Source organism: Lentzea jiangxiensis, from assembly GCF_900104175.1.
Classification (GTDB): Bacteria; Actinomycetota; Actinomycetes; order Mycobacteriales; family Pseudonocardiaceae; genus Lentzea; species Lentzea jiangxiensis.
In genome coordinates, this window is the sequence record NZ_FNIX01000001.1 from 1,519,146 (window position 1) to 1,536,873 (window position 17,728).

The 17,728-nt window shown below is 70.2% G+C and carries 21 protein-coding genes and 1 pseudogene; 11 read left to right on the forward strand and 11 right to left on the reverse strand.

Going from position 1 to position 17,728, the window contains the following annotated elements:
* Window positions 1-10 precede the first annotated feature (10 nt).
* Window positions 11-1,624: a hypothetical protein gene (locus BLQ91_RS07455; protein WP_090095820.1), complete on the forward strand. Its 1,614-nt coding sequence runs from the start codon at window positions 11-13 to the stop codon at window positions 1,622-1,624.
* On the opposite strand, the gene BLQ91_RS07460 is transcribed toward BLQ91_RS07455, so the two are convergent.
* From BLQ91_RS07460 to BLQ91_RS07470, 3 genes are all read right to left on the reverse strand, one after another.
* Window positions 1,617-2,759: a cysteine desulfurase-like protein gene (locus tag BLQ91_RS07460; protein WP_090096073.1), complete on the reverse strand. Its 1,143-nt coding sequence runs from the start codon at window positions 2,757-2,759 to the stop codon at window positions 1,617-1,619. The two genes, BLQ91_RS07455 and BLQ91_RS07460, sit on opposite strands and share 8 nt — an antisense overlap.
* 172 nt (window positions 2,760-2,931) lie before the next feature.
* Window positions 2,932-3,597, reverse strand: coding sequence for a YqeB family protein (locus BLQ91_RS07465; protein ID WP_090095821.1), 666 nt, complete (start codon window positions 3,595-3,597; stop codon window positions 2,932-2,934).
* 37 nt (window positions 3,598-3,634) lie between these two features.
* A complete protein-coding gene (locus BLQ91_RS07470) occupies window positions 3,635-4,777 on the reverse strand; it encodes a GNAT family N-acetyltransferase (protein WP_245733199.1) in 1,143 nt (380 codons plus the stop codon).
* Between the two features lie 55 nt (window positions 4,778-4,832).
* Here BLQ91_RS07470 and BLQ91_RS07475 point away from each other — a divergent pair, with 55 nt between their 5' ends.
* From BLQ91_RS07475 to BLQ91_RS43725, 3 genes are all read left to right on the forward strand, one after another.
* Window positions 4,833-5,336: a DinB family protein gene (locus tag BLQ91_RS07475; RefSeq protein ID WP_090096074.1), complete on the forward strand. Its 504-nt coding sequence runs from the start codon at window positions 4,833-4,835 to the stop codon at window positions 5,334-5,336.
* 78 nt (window positions 5,337-5,414) lie between these two features.
* Window positions 5,415-6,320: an NADP-dependent oxidoreductase gene (locus tag BLQ91_RS07480; RefSeq protein ID WP_090096075.1), complete on the forward strand. Its 906-nt coding sequence runs from the start codon at window positions 5,415-5,417 to the stop codon at window positions 6,318-6,320.
* A gap of 71 nt (window positions 6,321-6,391) precedes the next feature.
* On the forward strand, window positions 6,392-7,552 hold the full coding sequence (locus BLQ91_RS43725; protein WP_090096076.1) for an endonuclease: 1,161 nt from the start codon (window positions 6,392-6,394) through the stop codon (window positions 7,550-7,552).
* Here BLQ91_RS43725 and BLQ91_RS07490 read toward each other — a convergent pair.
* Window positions 7,539-7,985: an NUDIX hydrolase gene (locus BLQ91_RS07490; RefSeq protein WP_245733201.1), complete on the reverse strand. Its 447-nt coding sequence runs from the start codon at window positions 7,983-7,985 to the stop codon at window positions 7,539-7,541. The genes BLQ91_RS43725 and BLQ91_RS07490 overlap by 14 nt on opposite strands.
* 10 nt (window positions 7,986-7,995) lie before the next feature.
* Between BLQ91_RS07490 and BLQ91_RS07495 the strand changes: the two genes are divergently transcribed.
* Entirely contained in the window at window positions 7,996-9,057 is a 1,062-nt protein-coding gene (locus tag BLQ91_RS07495) for a DNA polymerase IV (protein WP_090095824.1), read from the forward strand.
* 28 nt (window positions 9,058-9,085) lie between these two features.
* Entirely contained in the window at window positions 9,086-9,298 is a 213-nt protein-coding gene (locus BLQ91_RS07500) for a hypothetical protein (protein ID WP_090095825.1), read from the forward strand.
* Here the strand turns inward: BLQ91_RS07500 and BLQ91_RS07505 are convergent.
* Entirely contained in the window at window positions 9,277-9,996 is a 720-nt protein-coding gene (locus BLQ91_RS07505) for a class I SAM-dependent methyltransferase (RefSeq protein ID WP_090095826.1), read from the reverse strand. The two genes, BLQ91_RS07500 and BLQ91_RS07505, sit on opposite strands and share 22 nt — an antisense overlap.
* 53 nt (window positions 9,997-10,049) lie before the next feature.
* Here BLQ91_RS07505 and BLQ91_RS07510 point away from each other — a divergent pair, with 53 nt between their 5' ends.
* Together BLQ91_RS07510 and BLQ91_RS07515 are read left to right on the forward strand one after the other, a co-directional pair.
* Window positions 10,050-10,877 (forward strand): hypothetical protein, encoded by an 828-nt coding sequence (locus tag BLQ91_RS07510; RefSeq protein ID WP_143022549.1) that lies wholly within the window; start codon window positions 10,050-10,052, stop codon window positions 10,875-10,877.
* A 244-nt stretch (window positions 10,878-11,121) separates the two neighbouring features.
* The gene (locus BLQ91_RS07515; protein WP_090095828.1) at window positions 11,122-11,409 is read left to right on the forward strand and encodes a hypothetical protein; all 288 of its coding nucleotides are present in this window, start codon (window positions 11,122-11,124) and stop codon (window positions 11,407-11,409) included.
* Between the two features lies 1 nt (window position 11,410).
* Here BLQ91_RS07515 and BLQ91_RS07520 read toward each other — a convergent pair whose 3' ends face one another.
* From BLQ91_RS07520 to BLQ91_RS42495, 3 genes are read right to left on the reverse strand one after another with little or no spacing between them, the layout of a single operon-like run.
* The gene (locus BLQ91_RS07520; RefSeq protein WP_245733203.1) at window positions 11,411-12,292 is read right to left on the reverse strand and encodes an SRPBCC domain-containing protein; all 882 of its coding nucleotides are present in this window, start codon (window positions 12,290-12,292) and stop codon (window positions 11,411-11,413) included.
* A 3-nt stretch (window positions 12,293-12,295) separates the two neighbouring features.
* Complete coding sequence (locus tag BLQ91_RS07525) at window positions 12,296-12,607, reverse strand: ArsR/SmtB family transcription factor (RefSeq protein WP_090096078.1); 312 nt, start codon at window positions 12,605-12,607, stop codon at window positions 12,296-12,298.
* 36 nt (window positions 12,608-12,643) lie between these two features.
* On the reverse strand, window positions 12,644-12,868 hold the full coding sequence (locus tag BLQ91_RS42495) for a GyrI-like domain-containing protein (RefSeq protein WP_245733250.1): 225 nt from the start codon (window positions 12,866-12,868) through the stop codon (window positions 12,644-12,646).
* Here BLQ91_RS42495 and BLQ91_RS07530 point away from each other — a divergent pair.
* Window positions 12,821-13,612 (forward strand): aminotransferase-like domain-containing protein, encoded by a 792-nt coding sequence (locus tag BLQ91_RS07530; protein WP_245733204.1) that lies wholly within the window; start codon window positions 12,821-12,823, stop codon window positions 13,610-13,612. The genes BLQ91_RS42495 and BLQ91_RS07530 overlap by 48 nt on opposite strands.
* Window positions 13,613-13,927: 315 nt before the next feature.
* Here the strand turns inward: BLQ91_RS07530 and rnhA are convergent.
* Window positions 13,928-14,371, reverse strand: a pseudogene (gene rnhA, locus BLQ91_RS07535) (ribonuclease HI); the annotation flags it as partial.
* Window positions 14,372-14,625: 254 nt separating this feature from the next.
* Window positions 14,626-15,567, reverse strand: coding sequence for an amidase family protein (locus BLQ91_RS43590; RefSeq protein WP_090095829.1), 942 nt, complete (start codon window positions 15,565-15,567; stop codon window positions 14,626-14,628).
* Between the two features lie 10 nt (window positions 15,568-15,577).
* Between BLQ91_RS43590 and BLQ91_RS07545 the strand changes: the two genes are divergently transcribed.
* Window positions 15,578-16,162 (forward strand): DUF7711 family protein, encoded by a 585-nt coding sequence (locus BLQ91_RS07545; RefSeq protein WP_143022550.1) that lies wholly within the window; start codon window positions 15,578-15,580, stop codon window positions 16,160-16,162.
* Window positions 16,163-16,166: 4 nt separating this feature from the next.
* Here the strand turns inward: BLQ91_RS07545 and BLQ91_RS07550 are convergent, their stop codons facing one another.
* On the reverse strand, window positions 16,167-17,258 hold the full coding sequence (locus tag BLQ91_RS07550; protein ID WP_090095831.1) for a beta family protein: 1,092 nt from the start codon (window positions 17,256-17,258) through the stop codon (window positions 16,167-16,169).
* A gap of 173 nt (window positions 17,259-17,431) precedes the next feature.
* Between BLQ91_RS07550 and BLQ91_RS07555 the strand changes: the two genes are divergently transcribed.
* Entirely contained in the window at window positions 17,432-17,710 is a 279-nt protein-coding gene (locus BLQ91_RS07555; RefSeq protein ID WP_090095832.1) for a type II toxin-antitoxin system Phd/YefM family antitoxin, read from the forward strand.
* Window positions 17,711-17,728: the final 18 nt, after the last annotated feature.

Sequence of the window (17,728 nt, forward strand, 5' to 3'; positions counted from 1 at the left end):
TGGACGTGCCATGATCGGTCCCGTGGACGTCCAGCGCTGGCAGGCAGCGGCGGTTCCGTGGTGGGTGACCAAGGTCGGGCTCGTCGGAGGGTGGGTCGCCGCCTTCTACCTCGCCGCGAGCGCGGGTGAGGCGCCGTGCACGACCGCGCACCCGTGCATGCCGGACCCGTTGTTCTCCCTCGCCGTGGTGCCGCTGCTGGCCACGCCGTTGCTGCTGCTGTTCGGCCGTGTGCTCACGGGCTGCGCGATGGGCGTGCTGTTCGGAGTCCTGGACCTCGCGCTCGACGGCAGCGCGGCGGCGAACGTCGCGTTCGTCCTGCATGCCGGTGCGTGTGCGTTGGTGGCGGCGTGGACCTTCAGGTCGCGCGCGGACCAGCACGACGCGGCGGGCGCGGCACTCGTGTCGCTGCCGGACCTGCCGCCCCAGCGGGGAGTGCTGCGCGTGGTCGCCGTGCTGCTGGTCCTCTTCGGCTTCCTGACGTTCGTGCAGTACAGCCTGCTCAACGACGAGATAGCGCAGCACGTGGCGAAGGCCAGCCGTGTCGACGCCGAGGTCGTCGAGGTCAAGAACGCGAGCGAGGTCTGGGTGGAGCTGCCGGACCGGCAGCGCACCGCGTTCCAGCCGCTCGCGGCGGACACCTACCACGTCGGCGACGAGGTCCCGGTGCTCGCGGACGGCACCTGGGTGCAGATGGCGAACGAGCCGGAGGACGTCACGTGGTGGCTCACGCTCGGCGGTGCCGCCGTGTTCTTCGCGATCGTGCTGGCCGCGCGGGAACGCCGCCGGCGTTCGTTGTGGAACGGCCCGGTGAAGGCGATCCGGCTGCAGGCGCACCCGCTCGGCCCGCGCCGGATCCTGCTGCGGCACGGCCAGGACGACATCGCCACGGTCGCCACGCTCGCCGATCTCGGGCTGGAGGAGCCGCTCTACCACGACACCGAGCAGTTCGGCCGCGTGTGGCGCGGCGAGGAGGACCCGCCGGTGCGGCTGGACCCGCCGGAGGTCCTCGTCGCGGGGGAGTGGCACCACGGCGGCCAGGTGGCGCTGCTCGTCGAGGGCGAGGTGGTGGCGACCAGCACCCTGAGCAGGGTCCGCCCGCGTCACACCGTCCACAGTGCACATCTGCCGGGGGAGCCCGTCACCACGGGCACCGCGGTCGAACTGCCGCACGCCGTGTGGCCGGGTGACCGCCGCCGGGCCGAGGGGGTGGCGCTGCTGCTCGGCGCCGCCGGGGCGCTGGTCGCGTTGAAGGAGTACCCGGACCTGATCGTGCTGGGCCTGATCGGCGTGCAGTGCGTGCTGTCCGCCGTGACGCGGTTCCAGCCGATGCTGCGCCTGGACCACGACGCGGTCGTGCTCTACACGGGCGTCTTCACCTACCGCGTGCCGTGGGAGCAGGTGCACGGCGTGCGCCGCTCCGGTCCCCAGCTCATGCTCGCGTTCGGCCCGCACGGCGACGTGCTGACGACACCGCACCTGCCCGACAGGCAGGCAGGCGAGAAGCTGATGTGGGCGCGCGCCCGGTCGTCGATCGCCGAGCCGCAGGGCCGGAGGGTGACCCGCAAGCTCAACGTCAGCGTGTTCGCCGGGGCGGCCTACGCGGCGCTGGTCCTGTTCACCTGAGCCGGGCGACCGCCGTGAGCAGGCGGTCCACATCGGACTCGTCGGTGTACGGGCCGATGCCCGCGCGCACAGCTCCCTTGTCGCCGAGGCCGAGCCACCGCGAGCACTCCAGGGCGTAGAAGTGGCCGGCGGGCGCGTTCACGCCCTCGGCGCCGAGCCTGCGGTACACCTCGGCGGGTTCCAGCCCGTCCACGGAGAACAGCACGGTCGGCGTGCGCGAGGAGGCCTTGCTGTAGATGCGCACGCCCAGGTCGCGCAGCCCCGTCTCGAGCTTCTCGCGCAGGCCGAGCTCGTACTCCTCCAGCCCGTCGAGCGAGCGCATGAACTCCACCGCCGCGGTCGTGCCCGCCAGCAGCTCGTACGGCAGCGTGCCCAGCTCGAAGCGTTCCGGCACGGCGTTGGACGAGGGCAGCAGCTTGTCCGGCCGCAACGTCTCCAGCAGCTCCGGCGCCGCCGCCAGCACACCGAGGTGCGGGCCGAGGAACTTGTACGGCGAGCACGCGAAGAAGTCCGCGCCCAGCGCCTCGACGTCGACCGGGACGTGCGGCGTGTAGTGCACGCCGTCGACGTAGACGAACGCCGCCATCTCGTGCGCCGCCCGGGTGATCTCGGCGATGTCCGGACGGGTGCCGAGCAGGTTCGACGCCGCCGTGACCGCGACGACGCGGGTGCGGTCCGACAGCAGCTTCGTCACGGCCTCGACGGGAAGCTCACCGGTCGTGCGGTCGAACGACGCCCACCGCACCGTGGCCCGTGCCGCCTCGGCCGCCTGCACCCACGGCCGGATGTTGGCGTCGTGGTCGATCCTGGTCACGACGATCTCGTCGCCCGGCCGCCAGTTCTTCGACAGCGTGCGGGCGAAGTCGTAGGTCAGCTGGGTCATGCTGCGCCCGAACACGATGCTGCCCGCGTTCAGGAACTCCGCCATCGTGCGCCGTGCGGTCTGCACGACCTCCTCGGCCCGGCGTTCGGAGGCCGTGACGCTGCCGCGGTTGGAGATCGCCGAGGTCAGCGTCTCTCTGACCGCGTCGGCGACGACGTCCGGCACCTGCGCGCCGCCGGGTCCGTCGAAGTGCGCGGCACCCCCGCGCAACGAGGGGAAGTGGGCGCGGACCGCTGCGACGTCGTAGACCATGCCCTCATGGTGCTGGAGCACCCACGGATCGGGAAAGGATCAACCGTAGGGTCATCACCTGTTCGCGTGGCCGAAGCCCAGGTCGACCGGCTTGCCGACCAGCCCCCGCACCCGGCTCGCTCGCTCGAAACCCTTCCGCGCGAACAACTCCGCGGCGGGTGTTTGACCGGGGCTACCGTTCGCGCCTGTAGTACTGCCTCTTCTTCTCGTCCCGCACGGCGACTCCGCGCTTGCGGATCTCCCGCGCCAGTTCCGCGGCCTCCTCGGTCTCGTACTTCGAGATGGCCTTCCTACGGGCGGTGAACAGCGCGTTCACGTCGGCCGGCAGGTCGGGGGCGTGCTCGACCCACATCCGGAACTCCGCGGCGAACGGGTCGGCGTCCCGCCAGCGGTAGCCCTGCCCGGTGAAGGCGCGCTCGAGCTCCGCCCTGCTCAGGTCGGACGTCTCCCGGACCAGCTCGGAGCCGTCGCGGCCGAGCAGGACGAGCTGCCTGCCGTCGGCGAACGCCGACTCGACCTCGTCCCGGCCGAAGCGGAAGGTCTTGTCGTCCCTGCGCAGCGCCACACCGCCCGCCGAGACCTCGACCGACATCATCTCGCTCGCCCAGAACAGCGCGAACACGACACCCGCGACCGCGCCCACGCCGAGCGACACGACTGTTCCCCACGGCTGCGGTATGTCCGTGAAGAGCTGGAACACGCCCTGGAACGGGAACCACCCCAGCGTCGTGATCCCCGTCGCCGCCAGCCCGAGCCCCCAGCCCGCGGCGGCACCGGCGAGCGGGCACGCGACCCAGATGCCGTACCGGACCGCCGCGGTCTCCTGCACCGTCGTCATGCGCCCAATGCTAGACCGAGTGATCGGTCTAATTATGTCAGGGGAGGTAGAACGTCAGCAGATCGCTCGTGACCGGCGGGAACAGCCTCATCATCAGCTCCGTCTTCGGGCCCGGGTAGACGTCGGAGAAGATCCGGCGCAGGCCGTCCATGCCGTGCGGGCCGAACAGCAGCGGTGCCAGCAGGTCCGGGGCGATCCCCGCGCCGCCCACCGCGCCGGGGCCGAGCAGCGTGCCACCCCACTCGAACGGGCCGATCTCCTCGCCGTCCCAGGGGAAGCGGACGTGCGTGCGGAAGAAGCCGAGCACCACCTCGGTGGGTTCGTGCCCGCGCAGGCGCCGGGTGAAGACCGGCCGCAGGTGCTCGAAGAGCTCCGGGACGTCGGGAATGCGCACCATGCACTGGTCGAGTTCCGGCGCGCGGTCGGCGAGGAGGGGTTCCAGCGCCGGGTGGCGTTCGCCGACCCGGGCCGGGTTCACCAGCGCCACCAACGCCTTCACCGCGTCGTCGTCCACGCCGGCGATCTCGCCGAGGACGACGTCGCCCTCCTCCTCGGGCGTGCTGCGGCCCGTGGCCACCGGCACGCCGTCGCGCTCGACGACCCACGTGGTCGAGCCGGTGCGGTGCAGCAGCCAGCGCCAGCACGGCGTGGTGTGGCCCATCCGCAGGTCGGCGTCGCGCTGTGCGGCGTCCTGCAGGGCTTGGAGCACCGGGATGTCGGCCTCGGTCGCCCGCCGGAGGGCGTGCCCCGCAACGGGCTGCGGGGTCTTGACCAGCGCGCGGTTCTGCTTGACCGGGATCGAGTAGACGTAGCCGAACTGGCGGTAGAAGTACGGGACGCCCATCACGAACTGGATCAGGTGGCCGCGTTCGGCCGACCGGTCGTGCGCCCAGCCCATCAGCTGCCGCACCAGGCCCCTGCCCTCGTGCTCGACGTCGGTGGCGACCTGTTCGACCTGGCCCGCGGGGATGTCGAGGCCCGCGAGCGCCACCGTCTCGTCCATCAGGGTGAGGGTGGAGACGATGCGGTCGCCGTCGGCGGCGACCCCGACCCAGTCGCAGCCCGCGTCCGGGTCGGTCATCAGGAGGCGGGCGTCGACGCCGTCGCCGGGGTCGAGGCGGGAGACGATGAGCTGGGCGACCCGGTCCACGTCTTCGGGGCGCGAGGTGCGGATGTCCACGGCCGGAGTGTTTCCAGGGCGGTCGTTGTCCGCAAACGGATTTACCGTGCCGGACATGGACTGGAACAAGCAGTTGACGGACCAGCTCGCGTTCCACTGGGACGTGGCGGCGCGGGCGCGGCTGGAAGGCCTCACCGACGACGAGTACTTCTGGGAGCCCGTGCCCGGTGCGTGGACCGTGCACGAGGACAACTCGATCGACTGGGAGTACCCCGCTCCCGAGCCCGCGCCGGTCACGACGATCGCCTGGCGGATGGCGCACATCATCGTGGGCGTGTTCAACGCGCGCACGGCCTCGCATTTCGGTGGACCGCCCGCCGACCACGCCACCTGGCAGTACGCGATGAGCGCAGACGAGGCGTTGAAGCAACTCGACGATGCCTACGAGGCGTGGATGGCCGGTGCGCGCACGGCCGACCTCTCGAAGGCGGTCGGTCCGGCGGAGGGACCGTTCGCCGCCGAGCCGATGGCCACGCTCGTGCTCCACATCAACCGCGAGGTGATCCACCACTTGGCAGAGATCGCACTGCTCAGAGACTTGTACCTCAGGAAGAGCTAGTCACCAACAAGTGCCTACTTTCTATAAGTTGGCGCTAACTGCAAGATGGTGCCCGTCGAGAACGTCGAAGGGATCATCATGCGAGTCATCACGCAGAAGTCGGTCGGCGATGCGTCCGTGCTGGAGGTCGCCGAGGCCGCGAAGCCCACGCCGGGGCCTGGTCAGGTGCTGGTCAAGGTGGGTGCGGCGGGCGTCAACCCGGTTGACACCTACATCCGCTCCGGAGGGTTCCCCGCGCTCGGGGAGCCGCCGTTCACATTGGGCTGGGACGTGGCGGGCACCGTCGCGCAGGCCGGTGAGGGGTTCGCCGAGGGGGACGAGGTCTACGCGCTCCTCGACTTCCCCGGCACGGGAGGCGGCTACGCCGAGTACGTCGTGGTTCCGGCCTCGAACCTGGTGCGGCGGCCGTCCTGGCTGACCGTCGAGCAGGCGGGCGCGGCGCCGATGGCGGCGCTGACGGCGTGGCAGGCGCTCGTCGGACGCGGTGGCGTCTCCGCCGGTCAGCGCGTGCTGGTCCACGCGGCCGCCGGCGGTGTCGGGCACCTGGCCGTGCAGATCGCCAAGGCCCGGGGCGCGCACGTGATCGGCACGGCGTCGGCGGCCAAGCACGACTTCCTGCGCTGGCTCGGCGTGGACGAGGTTGTCGACTACCGCACGCGGGACTTCACCGAGATCGAGCCGGTCGACGTCGTGCTCGACACGATCGGCGGTGAGTACGCCGAGCGGTCCGCCCGCGTCCTGAAGCCCGGCGGGGTGCTCGTGTCGATCATTCCCGGCAACCCGGGTTTTGACGTTGACCGAGCCGCGGAACTCGGAATCCGGTTCGAGCTGTTCCTCAGCGTGACCGCGTCCGGCGCTGATCTCGCCGCGTTGCCGCAGCTCAGGGTGGAGATCGACCACGCGGTGCCGCTGGCGGAGGCCGCGAAGGCGCACGAGCTCGTCGAGTCGGGGCGGACGACGGGCAAGGTCGTCCTGGTGCCGTGATCGCTCGTTAACCATCCGTTGACCATGTACACCGATCGTGTGCACAACATCCACACGATCGGGGAGTGCTCATGGCACGGTGGAGTCCACTTGCTTTAGTCGTCGGTGTGCTGGCGGCGGTCGGCCTGTACGGGTCGACCGCCGCTGTCGCAGCAGCCCCACTCACTGTCGCCCAGGCGATCAGCCAGCAGAACGCCTCGTCCGCGACGGTCCGCGGGTATGTCGTCGGCCAGCCCACGGCCACCACCACGGTCATACGTTCGGGTTACCCGAACGACTACGCGCTCGCGCTGGCCGACTCGGCGTCCACGACCAGCACGTCGAACATGATCTACGTGCAGATCCCGTCGGTGTTCCGCGCCTCGTGGGGCCTGCGCACCAACCCGTCCCTGCTGGGCAGGCAGATCGACGTGACCGGCACGCTGAGCGCGTACTTCTCGCACGCCGGCCTGACCTCCTCGACGGCGTTCGCGTTCGCCAGCACGACCACCCCGCCGACCAGCACCACCACGCCGCCGACGACGACCACCACGGGGTCCTCGGCCTGCGAGGCCTACTACACCGCGGCCTGCGGCAAGTCCGGCGCGGCGCTCAAGTCGGCGTTGAACTCGATCATCCGCAACCAGACCAAGCTCAGCTACGACCAGGTCTGGGACGCGCTGAAGGTCACCGACCAGGACCCGGCCAACGCGAACAACGTGATCCTGCTCTACAGCGGCCGTTCGCAGGCGAAGTCCACCAACGGCGGCAACGCCGACGACTGGAACCGCGAGCACGTCTGGGCGAAGTCGCACGGTGACTTCGGCACCGCCACCGGTCCCGGCACGGACATCCACCACCTGCGGCCGGAGGACGTGTCCGTCAACGCCGCCCGCGGCAACCTCGACTTCGACATCGGCGGGTCCGCGGTCAGCGAGGCCCCCGGCAGCTACGCCGACGGCGACTCGTTCGAGCCGCGCAACGCCGTGAAGGGCGACGTCGCGCGCATGATCTTCTACATGGCCGTGCGCTACGAGGGCAACGACGGCTACGTGAACCTGGAGATGAACAACTCCGTCTCCAACGGCACGGCGCCGTACATGGGCAAGCTCTCGGTGCTGAAGCAGTGGAGCCAGCAGGACCCGCCGGACGCGTTCGAGAAGCGGCGCAACCAGGTCATCCACGACAGCTACCAGCGCAACCGCAACCCGTTCATCGACCACCCGGAGTGGGTGGCCTCTATCTGGCCGTGAGTCGTTCGAGGAAGGGGCGTTGCGCGGAGACGATCTTCGCGCTCGCCTCCTCCACGCCGAACCACTGCACGCGGTCGACCTCGGGGAAGGTCTTCTGCTGTCCCGACTTCGGCGGCCACTCCATCTCGAACGTGCCGGGGGTGACGGCGTCGGGGTCGAGGTCGCCCTCGAGCGCCCACACCGTGATGACCTTGCCGGACCCCTTGGCCTCGCCGAGCGGGATCAGCTCGCCGTCCGGCACCGGCAACCCGAGCTCCTCCGCGAACTCGCGCCGCGCGGCCTGTTCGGGCGTCTCGTCGTCGGCGTACTCGCCCTTCGGCACGGACCACGCCCCGGCGTCCTTGCGGGCCCAGAACGGGCCGCCCATGTGCCCCAGCAGCACCTCCAGCTGGGGAGTTCGTCTGAAGAGCAGGATTCCGGCCGACCGTTTCATACTGTCCAGCATGGCGGACTGGGTCCTGCACGTGGACCTCGACCAGTTCATCGCGGCGGTCGAGGTGTTGCGCGATCCGTCGTTGCGCGGCAAGCCGGTGGTCGTCGGCGGCAACGGTGACCCGACCGAGCGCGCGGTCGTGGCCACCGCCTCCTACGAGGCGCGCGCGTTCGGCGTGCACTCCGGCCTGCCGTTGCGGACGGCGTTCAAGAAGCTGCCGGACGCCGTGTTCCTGCCCGCCGACCACGCCCTGTACGAGGCCGCGTCGGCGGAGGTGATGGCCGTGCTGCGGTCGTTCCCGGTCGTCGTCGAGGTGGTGGGGTGGGACGAGGCGTTCGTCGGCGCCTCGGTCGACGACCCCGCCGACCTGGCCCGGTCGCTGCAGGCGGCCGTGCTGGAGTCGACCGGCCTGCACTGCTCGGTCGGCATCGGCGACAACAAGCTGCGCGCCAAGATCGCGACCGAGTTCGGCAAGCCCGCGGGTGTGTACCGGCTGACCCGCGAGAACTGGGCCGGGGTGATGGGGCACCGGCCGACGTCCGCGCTGTGGGGGATCGGCGCGAAGACCGAGCGCAAGCTGGCCGGACTGGGGCTGGTCACGGTGTCGGACCTGGCCGCCGCGTCGCCGGACGTGCTGGCTTCCCGCTTCGGCCCGCGGATGGGGCCCTACTACCGGACCGTCGCCCTGGGTGCGGGCGACACGGTGGTGAGCGCGACGCCGTGGGTCGCGAAGTCGCGTTCGCACGAGAAGACGTTCCAGCAGGACCTCAGCTCGTTGGACGACATCCGGCGCGAGGTCGTGGCGCTGGCCCACCAGGTGGCGGCCGAGGTGGTCGCCGAGGGACGCCCGGCCGTGCGCGTGGGCGTGAAGGTGCGGTTCGTGCCGTTCTTCACGAAGGTGCGCCTGATGAAGCTGCCGGCGCCGACATCCTCCGCGGACGAGTTGGCCGCCGCCGCTCTGGCCGTGCTGGACCGCTTCGAACACGGCCGCGCCGTTCGTCTTTTGGGTGTGCGCGCGGAATTCTCCGACGATGATGTCGAACCGAATCCTTCTCCTTCGACGTATCAGTAAGTAGACGTTCCACCGCTAGGAGAAGAAGATGACCGCCTCATCGCTCACACATCGTGACCGCGCAGTTCTGAGAGCAGTGGCCGAGGGCCGTTGCGAGATCAACGGCAGCTGCCTGCTCGTCGACGGCCTGTGCTGCGCCGACCAGTTCGCCGGCCTGCGCCTGACCACCGCGGGCCTGATCAGCGCCCGTCCGGGCCCCGCGGCGCTCACCACGGCGGGCTACGAGGTGCTCGCCGCCTGACCTTTGCGGAAGAGCGACATCAGGTACTTGTTCGAGAACCGATAGCCGTCCGGGGTTCGGTGCGGTTCAGCGGCGGCCTTGATCTTCTCCGCGACTTCTTCCTCGCCCTCGCGCTCGATGATGCGCTGGTAACTGCCCACGCTCAGGAAGCTGCGCAACATCGTGGCTTCGTCGGGGTGTTCCAGAGGAATGTCGATCGTGAGTTCCTCCTGCGGTTGCGGCAGCCTCGGCATCCTCCGGCCGCCAGCTCCCCGCACGGCCCGCCCGACGACCAGCAGGTCGCTCGGCAGGTCCGGGTGCCAGCCGCAGACCACCACGAAGTCCTTGCTGACCCTGACCGCCTCCTCGAACGCCTCATCGGGGTCGTCCGCGAAGAACAGCGCGTTGAACGCCGTCACGACGTCGAACGTGCCGTCCGGCCACGGCAGCTTTCCCAGCGGCAGCTCGAGGAACTCGGCGGTGCTCGCCCGCCTCGCCACGGCCAGCATGGCCGGCGAGAGGTCGATCCCGGTCGCCTCGGCCCCCGCCTCGGTCGCGGCGGCGCAGAACTCACCGCTGCCGCACGCCAGGTCGAGCACCCTGGTACCCGTGGTGATGCCGGTGCGTTCGATCGCGGCCTTCCAGGCGGGCATCGACATCGTCGCGCCGAGCGCAGCCCGTTGAGCGGCTCGGCGCCCCCACAGCTCACCCTCATCCATGATCCCGACCCTAGCCGGGTAATCCACTGGCCCGAGTGCGGATCATGGTGACCATGAGTGCCTTGACGCGAGTGCTGCGATCGTTGGGCGGCGAGGAAGCGCTGTCCCGGCTGGCCGCGCTACCGGGAAGCGACCTCACGACGTTGCTCCTCGCTCTGATGCAACGCCGTGCGCGCGCGTTGTCCGGCCCGGATGTGCTGCGCCAGTACTGTTCCGACCGCTTCGTCGCACCCGCAGAGGTCCCGTTCGCCGTGCTGCGTGCCGCCGAGGACCGCCTCCTGGCCGCCCTGCCTCCGTCGTTCTCCGTGCTGGGCCTGGCTCCGGTCGCACCGCTGGGTGCCTGCTCGGCCGTCGCGCTGATGGACCAGAACAACGTCGTGTCGACCGTGCGCGGCACCGAGGTGGCAGCCGACCCGACCAACGCGCTCGCCCTGGAAGCCGCGCTGCGCCGCCGATCCCGCCCCGACGACGTGCGGCTCGCCGCCGTGCAGCGCGTGGTGCGCGCGCAGTTGTTCGACGGAGCCGGGAGGTTCGCGCACTTCACGTTGTTCGCTGCTGTGTCCGCCGGTCGTGACCGGGGCTCCCTCGCCTTCGAGCGCGAGCACTTCGCTGAGCACGTGGCGTTCCTGCGCGAGGCATGTGGTGACGTCGAGGTGCGCGTGACGGTGCTGGACCCCCGGTTCGAGGTGCTGCGCGGTGATCTGCCGGCTGATCCTTCGCGGCGGACCGGGTACTACAAGGGCATGTGCTTCAAGGTGTTCCGCGACGGGGTGGAGATCGGTGACGGTGGCTTCGTCGACTGGACCGCGCGGTTGACGGGCAACCGCAAGGAGCGCCTGCTGATCAGCGGTGTGGGCGTCGACCGCTTCGCCACGCTCTGATTCCACGCCATGTCAACGAGTCCGGGTTGTTGCTGTTCTTGATTTGTCCTCTTTCCCTTGTGGTGGCGTACCTCTGGCGGCACGCAGAACCCTTGCCACGCAATGATCTTCCTGCGCATGGCGGTCGAGCGCATCGCGTTCGACCGGGACTCCGCCTGCGCAAGAGCGAGCGAGGAGGTCGGCTGAAGTGCTGCTCTCGCCCGGAGGAGTGGTGCCACTGGCTGATGGTGCTGCGTGCGCGCTTGTGCCACGCCGCTCGCAAGTACAACGACGGCAGGGAGTTCATCACCCAGGTCATCGCCGCAACGCGTACGACCACGCCGCGGCGTCCTCCTGGCGGTCCGTCGCCAAGCTCGACGCGGCCGGGGTCACCGACGTCGAGCTCACGGCCGCTGACCTCGAGGACCTGACGCCGGATCCGCGGACCCGGCACCGGGTCGTGCTCGAGTACGAGCAAGCGAGCGCACGCCGGTTCTGGCGCCGGTGCCCGCCCGGCTGGCGCTTCGCGGTGGACCGGGTGCGCTACGCGTGAGTCAGCGCTCGGCGTAGCGCTTGGCCAGTTCCTCCTCGCGGTCGGCGGGCCACGGGCAGCGGATCTCGCCCTGCGTGGCCGCGAAGAACAGTTCCAGGTGCACGTGCCAGGCCGCGAGTGCTTCGGGGCCGTGCGCGTTCTCCTGCACGAGCGTGACCGTGGTGCCCTGCAGCGGCACGTGGTCGAACTCCCAGCGCACGACGCCCTTCGGCTCGCCGTCCTGGAGCCACTCGTACTCCAGCAAACGGGGTGCTTCGGACCTCGTGACCCCGCCCGGCGTGAGGCCGGGATGTGCGGCACGGGCCGGCACGGCGTTGTCGGTGCCTTCGGTGAGCAGGTGCCAGACGTCCTCCAGCGGCGTCCACACCAGATCTCGCGTGAAGCGGACGCCTTCGGGTTCGTCCGTGCCCTCGTCGAGGCCGAACTCCCTGACGTAGTGCTCGATGCGCGACAGCCACTCGGTCGGTGGCTCGAACTCCGTGCCGTCGGCGTGAGCGACCAGGGCGTCGAGGCAGGTGGTCCAGCCGGGTGCGTCGCGGCCGACGGTCAGCCTGTTCGTGACGACGGCGGTGAAGACCAGCAGGCAGCCCTCGTCCCGCGGCAGGATCTCGAAGCGCAGCACGTCGGTCAGCCAGCGGAACGCGAACACCTTCGGAGGGTCCGACTCCAGCAGTTCGCCCTCGCCGCCGTCGGAGTCCACCGGGGCCTCGGCCGGGAACGTGAAGCGCATCCTCCTGCCGTCGACCTCGACCTCGGCCGGGAACCAGTGCTTCATCTCGGCCGGATCGGTGACGACCCGCCAGACCTTCTCCGGCGAGTGCCGCAGCCTGCGCTCGAAGCGCAGGACGGGCTTGCCCTCGATCATCCGCAGTTCGGCGTCCACGGGTCAGTCCCCTTCGATCTCGTCGAGTCGTCGTTCCAGTGCGTCGAGGCTCGTCTCCCACATCCGCCGGTACGGCGCGAGCCAGGCGTCGATCTCCGCCAGCGGACCGGGGGACACCCGGTACCAGCGCTTCTGGGCGTCGGTGCGCACCTCGACCAAACCGGCCTCGCGCAGCACCTTGAGGTGCTTCGAGACGGTCGGCTGGGCGAGCGTCAGCCTGTCGACGAGGTCGCCGACCGGCTGCTCGCGTTCCCGCAGCAGGTCGAGGATCTCCCGGCGACTCGGATCCGCCAGCACGGCGAACGTAGATGCCATGCCAGCAATATAGCCCAGTCGGAATATAAGGTCCAGTCAGTCCGCGAGGCGGATCGCCACCTCCGTGGTCCACTTGGCCGGATCGGGCTCTACCGCGGGGTCGGTGAAGTACGTCTCGAGGCGTGCGCCCCACCTGTCGCCCTCACGGTCGAACCGGACGGCGTGGGCGAGGAGCTCGTCCGTGACGGCGGCCAAGCCGTCGGGACCGCCCTCGTGCAGCGCGGTCAGGTACTGGCCCGCGGGAAGCGTCGCCGTGAACACCTCACCGTCGCCGGCGACCGTGGCCTCGACCCCGCCTCGTTGCGCGAGGTCGTGGCCGAGGAGAAGCCGGGACTGCTGTACCTCGTGCCGACGTTCGCGAACCCGACCGGCCGCACGCTCTCGGCCGCGCGCCGGGCCGAGATAGCGGAGATCGCCGCCGAGAACTCGTTGTGGGTGGTAGAGGACGACCCCTACGGCGAGCTCCGCTACCGGGGCTCCGCCGTGGCCCCGCTGGCGTCGATCAGCGACAGGACCGTCTACCTGGGCAGCTTCTCGAAGATCGGTGCCCCCGGGATGCGGCTGGGATGGCTCCGCGCTCCCGCGGACCTGCTGCGGACGTTGGTGGTCGTGAAGCAGGCCGCCGACCTGCACACGTCCACAGTGGACCAGGCGGCCGCGGCGTCCTACCTGGCGCACACCGATCTCGATGCCCACATCGCCCGCTTGTGCGTGGAGTACGGTGCACGCCGTGACGCGATGGTCGCCGCGTTGCCTTCCGCCGTTCCTGACGGCACCACGTGGAGCGATCCGGACGGTGGCATGTTCGTCTGGCTGAGGCTGCCAGGTGACGTCGACAGCGCCGTATTGCTCCAGAAGGCGTTGAAGCACGACGTCGCTTTCGTGCCGGGAGCGCCTTTCTTCGCCACCACGCCGGACCACGCGACGTTCCGGATGTCCTTCACCAGCAACACCCCGGAGGAGATCCGCGAAGGCATGGCGCGGCTGGCGGAGGTGCTGCGCTGAGTTGCCGCCGGGACCGTCAGGCCCACGGCCCGACGCCGGCGACGCGGTCGACGCCGATCCGCGTCACGCGAACAGTTCGAGCGCGTGCTGGTGGTGCTCACAGCGGCCGCCACCGGTCGCGATGGTGCAGGGCGTGCCCTTCTTCGTGAGGGCACCACACTGCAACGCCGGGTCGTGGATGTGGCACAGGCCGTTCGCACCCGCGGTGATCGGGCACGGCGTGCCCTTCTTCGTCGGCGTGCCGCACCGTTCGCCGCTCAGTTCGCGCGGCTGCTTCGGCTTGGTCGCCTTCTTCGGTTTCGACTGGGGCTGCTTGACTTCGCGACCCGTCACCTCCTCCACGCCGCGCACGGCCAGGCGGTCGGCGCGTTCGTTCTCGGGGTGACCCGCGTGTCCCTTGACCCAGTGCCACTCGACGTCGTGCCTGTTCGCGGCTTCTTCCAGGCGGCGCCACAGGTCGGCGTTCTTGACCGGCTCCCGGGCCTTCGTGAGCCAGCCGTTCGCCTTCCAGCCGTGCACCCAGGAGGTGATGCCGTTCCGGACGTACGTGCTGTCCGTATAGAGCTTCACGGTGGACACGCGCGTAAGGCTCTCCAACGCCATGATGGGCGCCATCAGTTCCATGCGGTTGTTCGTCGTCGGGCCGATGTCACCGCCGTACATGTCCTTCTCGTGCGCGCCGTAGCGCAACACGGCACCCCAGCCACCCGGACCGGGGTTGGGGCTGCACGCACCGTCGGTGTAGATCTCGACCTCCATGCGGCATGAGGCTACCGACGCGGTCCGGCTGTCCTTCGGCGGCGGTTGCCCTCGACGTCGTGCCCGTGCAGGAGTACGCGAACGCCGGCGGCGATGTCCTCGTCGTCTGGACGTGACCCCGCTGTTGCCGGGGTCGCCGGTCATCGTGAACACCATGAGGTGCACGCGGCTCGCCGCGGGTCCTGGAACCCGAGCGCCTCGAGCCACGACGCCAGCTCCGCCGCACGACGAACTGGTGGCGTGGGCCTCGGCGCTCAGGTCGGTCCGAGCCGTGGCGGCTTGGCGATCAGGCGGGCGGCGGCGACCAGGTCCACCTCGCGGCCGTGCCTCGCCACGGCCTGCAGTCCCACCGGCAGGCCTTCGGCGTCGAACCCGGCCGGGATGCTGATCGCCGGGTGCCCGCTGAGGTTGAACGTCCAGGTCAGCGCGGTGTTGATGCGCGAGCCCGGCCCGTCGTGCCCGTGCGGCGGACCGGGCGTCGTCGGCGTGAGCAGCAGGTCCGCGGTCTGGAACAGCTCGTCCAGCACGGGACTGGGGCCGCAGCGGTGGGCGTACCAGTCGTCGGCGGGGTCCGGGAGCCCCAGGTCGACCGGGCGAGGGCTCAGGGGAGCCGCTGCCCGCCAGGCGATCCCGGCCTGCTCGTCGTCCACGTCGGCGAAGCCCAGGTCCGCCGACCAGACGGCCGTGGGGGAGCTGACCTCGTCGAGGTCCAGGTAGGTCATGAGCAGGGACGGATCGCGCACGAACACGCCGACCGCGGCCCGTTCCGAAGAGGTCGTCTTCAGGCCGTACACGCCGCACCACGCCGCCGGCACGCGGATCGAGCCCGCGCCGTCGACGCCCGTGGCCAGCGGCACCACCCCCGACGCCACCGCCACCGCCGATCCCGCCGACGACCCGCCCGGTGTGCGGTCGAGGTTCCACGGGTTGCGTGTGACGCCGCGAGAATTGCGGCCCCACGTCTGCCAAGGAGTGCTGCCATCAGGCGTGGTGGTGAGTCCGATCGGAATACATCCTTTAGCCACCAACGCTTCGCGGTGGCTCCTCCGCTCGCCGCGCTTGACCGCGATCGGCATCCCGGCGAACGGCAACGACGGGTCGACGTCGAGATCCGGTGAGCGGAAGACCTCGTGGAACGCGCACAGGGTGGGCTCCACGACGTCCAGGCGCGCGAGCGCCTCCCGCACTTCAGGCATGATCCACCCCGTGAAATGGACTCGCGCTGTGCACCACCTGGCTGAGCTCGCCGAGAAGTGCGGCGACCTGCCGGCCTCGTTCTTCCGGTTCCAGGTGGTGGAGCTGTGGGTCTTCGGCGATCTGCTCGACGTGCCGCGCGATGTCGAGGCCATCCAGGTCGCGCTGGTCGCGGACCTGCCGGTGGACGAGGTGCCGTGGCTGAGCGAGCCGGTCGGCGCCGAGCACTGGGCGAACTCGACGCGACTGTCGCGCAACCCGTTCGACGCCCGGTGGCGGTCCAGGGACGCACCCGTGTGGAACCACCGCATCGAGCGGCCCGCGCTGATCTGGAGCGCGGCGGACGGCGTCAACGAGGAAGCGCTCGTGGCGGTCGGCGACGGCACGGCGGAGCTGGTGCGTTCTGCCGCGCCGTCCGCCGAGGAGCTGCGCAAACGGGTCGAGGACGAGCTCGCGGTGAGCCTCCGGGCGTTGCGGCGGGAGAACCAGGCCTACACGGACCACCGGTGGAGCCCCGGCAAGCTCACACCGTATTCGGACGCGTTGTGGCGCACGACCACCGGGTACCTGGACCTGCTCGACGCGCTCGCCGGCTGACTGGTCACAGCTCGGCAGGCGCGCGTCGAGTCAGGTGCGCGATGTGGTGCGACGTGGCCATCGCGATCCAGCGCGGGACGGAGCCCGCGGTCCTGTTGCCTCCTCGCCGGCACGCGGCCAGTTCGCGGTCACCCCACGAGTAGCCGGCGCCGGCGAACTCCTGCCTGGCCACGAGTTCGTCGGCGATGTCGGAGAACGCCTCGCCGGCCGCTCCCTCCGCCACCTTCCCGGACTCCCTGACGAGCTGTCGCCGCAGCGTGATCACGTTGCCGGGGACGGTGTAGACGAAGTACGGGTTGGGGAGGCGGCCACCGGTGCCGCCGGCAGCGGACGGCCGCGGGTGAACGACGCCGTAGTCGCCGTAGTGGATCTGAGCTCCGCTCACCCCGGCCACGAGTTCGCGCCAGAGCCGCACCTCGGGCCGGTCCCGGACGGTGGTGGCGTACCCGTGCCTGGTGTCGGGGATCGACCCGGCGAGCAGCGTCGTCGAGGCCGGCCCCAGGTGATCGGTCAGTGCCCGGGCGAGCACCACGGCCGACTCCACCTGCCGCTGGTCGACGTTCTGCACGTGCCCCAGGTCGATGACGGCGTGCATCGCCTGGTCGCCGAGGCGCGTCAGGCTCGCGATGTGGCGGAGGCGGTCCGCGAGCCGGTCGGCACCGAGGTCGCGGAAGCGGACCACGACTTCACGAGGCCGGTGTTCCTGGAGAAGCGCTATCGTCCTCAACTCGCCGTCGGCCGCCGAAGCCGGAACCACCGGGATCAGGGCCGGGACATCCGGGACGAGGAGCCCGAACTTGTCCTGCAGCGCGTTTTCGATGCAGTTGTCGAGGTGTTCGAACGGGCCTCCGGGGCACTGCGCGAGCCCGCCGGCGGGAGTGAGCAGGTGCGGGTCGATCCACGCGGGTCGTCCTCGTCCTGCCAGCTCCACCGCGGCGTCCACCAGTGACCGGAAAATGCCGCGGCCTGCGGGTTGTACGGAGTCGAGGAGTTCGATCACGACTCTGGGCGTGGAATTCTCATGCTTGTCGAGATGGAGCAAAGAATCGAACTCGCCCATTTTGCTCTTCAAAGCGACCAGCGGTGTGAAGGACATGCATCGCCCCTTCCCCAGTGCGGCGCGAACCCACTTCGATCATGCTGGGGAAAGATGGGCGAATGGTCCGCCGGACGAGTGAACTTCGCGGGTCGTCCGGGCTGTCTCACCCCACCAGCCGCATGAGCGCCTCACGACGTAGCGTCGGTGCTACGCGGATCTGGGCTTGGCGTGTGAAGGTCATCAGTCAGCGGGAGTTGCGCAACTGCTTTGCGGCGGTTATGGACGCCGTGGAGGCGGGCGAGACGTATCACGTGACGCGGAACGGGGTTGAGGTCGCCGAACTCCGGCCGCTGTCCCGCCGCCGTCGGCTGACGGCCGAGGAACTCGTCGAACGACACAGGACCCTGCCCCGCGTCGATCACCTCCGCACGCGTCAGGAAGCCGACGAGTGCTTCGGCGACGAGGACCGCGTCAGCGGCAGCGATCTGTGGAAGCGCAACCGTGGCTGAACGCCCCGAATCCGGCGT

What these genes read in the sequence shown, in the direction of transcription:
- BLQ91_RS07465 (WP_090095821.1), bottom strand. Translation starts at nt 3,597, where the DNA reads ATGACGACGGTGCAGGAGACCGCGGCGGTCCGGTACGGCATCTGGGTC.
- BLQ91_RS07550 (WP_090095831.1), bottom strand. Translation starts at nt 17,258, where the DNA reads ATGTCCTTCACACCGCTGGTCGCTTTGAAGAGCAAAATGGGCGAGTTC.
- BLQ91_RS43725 (WP_090096076.1), top strand. Translation starts at nt 6,392, where the DNA reads ATGGCACGGTGGAGTCCACTTGCTTTAGTCGTCGGTGTGCTGGCGGCG.
- BLQ91_RS07500 (WP_090095825.1), top strand. Translation starts at nt 9,086, where the DNA reads ATGACCGCCTCATCGCTCACACATCGTGACCGCGCAGTTCTGAGAGCA.
- BLQ91_RS07525 (WP_090096078.1), bottom strand. Translation starts at nt 12,607, where the DNA reads ATGGCATCTACGTTCGCCGTGCTGGCGGATCCGAGTCGCCGGGAGATC.
- BLQ91_RS07475 (WP_090096074.1), top strand. Translation starts at nt 4,833, where the DNA reads ATGGACTGGAACAAGCAGTTGACGGACCAGCTCGCGTTCCACTGGGAC.
- BLQ91_RS43590 (WP_090095829.1), bottom strand. Translation starts at nt 15,567, where the DNA reads ATGCCTGAAGTGCGGGAGGCGCTCGCGCGCCTGGACGTCGTGGAGCCC.
- BLQ91_RS07505 (WP_090095826.1), bottom strand. Translation starts at nt 9,996, where the DNA reads ATGGATGAGGGTGAGCTGTGGGGGCGCCGAGCCGCTCAACGGGCTGCG.
- BLQ91_RS07510 (WP_143022549.1), top strand. Translation starts at nt 10,050, where the DNA reads ATGAGTGCCTTGACGCGAGTGCTGCGATCGTTGGGCGGCGAGGAAGCG.
- BLQ91_RS07495 (WP_090095824.1), top strand. Translation starts at nt 7,996, where the DNA reads ATGGCGGACTGGGTCCTGCACGTGGACCTCGACCAGTTCATCGCGGCG.
- BLQ91_RS07480 (WP_090096075.1), top strand. Translation starts at nt 5,415, where the DNA reads ATGCGAGTCATCACGCAGAAGTCGGTCGGCGATGCGTCCGTGCTGGAG.
- BLQ91_RS07455 (WP_090095820.1), top strand. Translation starts at nt 11, where the DNA reads ATGATCGGTCCCGTGGACGTCCAGCGCTGGCAGGCAGCGGCGGTTCCG.
- BLQ91_RS07490 (WP_245733201.1), bottom strand. Translation starts at nt 7,985, where the DNA reads ATGAAACGGTCGGCCGGAATCCTGCTCTTCAGACGAACTCCCCAGCTG.
- BLQ91_RS07460 (WP_090096073.1), bottom strand. Translation starts at nt 2,759, where the DNA reads ATGGTCTACGACGTCGCAGCGGTCCGCGCCCACTTCCCCTCGTTGCGC.